Consider the following 1507-nt stretch of genomic DNA (forward strand, 5'->3'; position numbering starts at 1 on the left):
TCGTTAAACTAAGCCAGTTTGTTACCAAACCGACTCGTCTTCAGAACCGTGCGTGAGACTTTCACCTCACACGGCTCCTCTCTTAAACGTCCCTTGTCATGGGTACATCCCTACCTTAATATCAACATATCGTCAACCCATAAATAATTGTCAGGCAAGTCCTGTAACTTCGGTTGTATGTATGTCTTTTGATCTAAGGCAGTTTTAGTATCGTGGCAATGTCGGTGCAACAGTTGTTTATTCTTATATGTGTTGTCACCACCTTTAGACCTTGGTTTTATATGGTCAACTTCCATTAGGTCAGTTGGTCTAAAAGTTAGTCCACAAAATGCGCATTTATTCTTTTGCCGTTTTAATAACGTTGTGACTTCTTTCCTTACGCCTGGATGTTTACCGATTCTGCTACTCCAATAAGTCCAGTCACCGTCATAAGGGGATTTATTACCTTTCACTTTAATGTGTCTTACAATAGGAACATCAGAGTGTTGGTTTAGTATATATTCGCCATCGTTTAGAATCCAATTTCTTGTCCCAATCGAGGGGAAATACTTTTCTTTTACCCAAGTGGCTGATTTGTTTGGGTGCCTCCTGTTTGCCCATCTCCATAATCTTTTCCATACAAGACTATCTATTTTGCTGAATGTCTTATAACTGACTACGGCTGAGTAGTAGTTAGCCCACCCTCTGATTACCGGATTTAATTTAGCTATTAAGGCTTTTGTAGAGGCGTTTTTATGCTTGTCACATATACCCGCCAATTTCCGATAATGAGTTTTTATACTCTTAGAAGATGGCTTAATTAGCGTTTTGAATCCTTTCTCGGTTGACTTTATCTTCCATTGCCTGACTGTGAATCCTAAAAAGTCAAATCCAGGTTGATTTCCTTCATATTCTTCAAAGGTATGGGCAATTTTGGTTTTCTCTGGTTTTAGTTCTAATCCTACCTGGTTTAACCATCCCTGTATTACGGTTTTAGCTTGTAGCACTACTTCAATATTTTCGTGTAGGATTACGAAGTCATCGGCGTAGCGTATTAGAGAGAGACTTCTTGCTTTGTTGGTAGGGCTTAGTTGATACCCATTCCACTTCATATCTATTGTCCTTGCAAAGCTTTTTATATTCTCTTCCATACCGTGTAAGGCGATGTTTGCTAGTAGGGGTGATATTGCCCCTCCCTGTGGTGTACCTTCCACAGATTCTAGGAATTGATTATTGTCCATCACTCCAGACTTTAACCATTGCTTGATTAATCGTCTATATGGGGATTTTCCAATCTTTCCTAGAAGTGCATTATGGTTAATTCGGTCAAAACAGTTGGATATGTCAGCATCTAGCACATATTTTGGTTTATGTTTAATACTGTCAAAGATGGCTGCAATAGCATCATGTGTTGACCGTCCTGGTCTAAAACCATAGCTATTAGGTTCAAAACGTGCCTCCCACTCTGGTTCCATACCCAACTTAACCAAAGCTTGTAACGCTCGGTCGTACATCGTAGGGATGCCTA

At 39.9% G+C, this 1507-nt stretch carries 1 pseudogene; it reads right to left on the reverse strand.

The features are described from left to right. Positions 1 to 8 precede the first annotated feature (8 nt). Positions 9 to 1507 (reverse strand): annotated as a pseudogene (ltrA, locus tag F6K18_RS36080) (group II intron reverse transcriptase/maturase); the annotation flags it as partial.

The organism is Okeania sp. SIO2C2, assembly GCF_010692625.1.
GTDB classification, from domain to species: Bacteria; Cyanobacteriota; Cyanobacteriia; order Cyanobacteriales; family Microcoleaceae; genus Okeania; species Okeania hirsuta.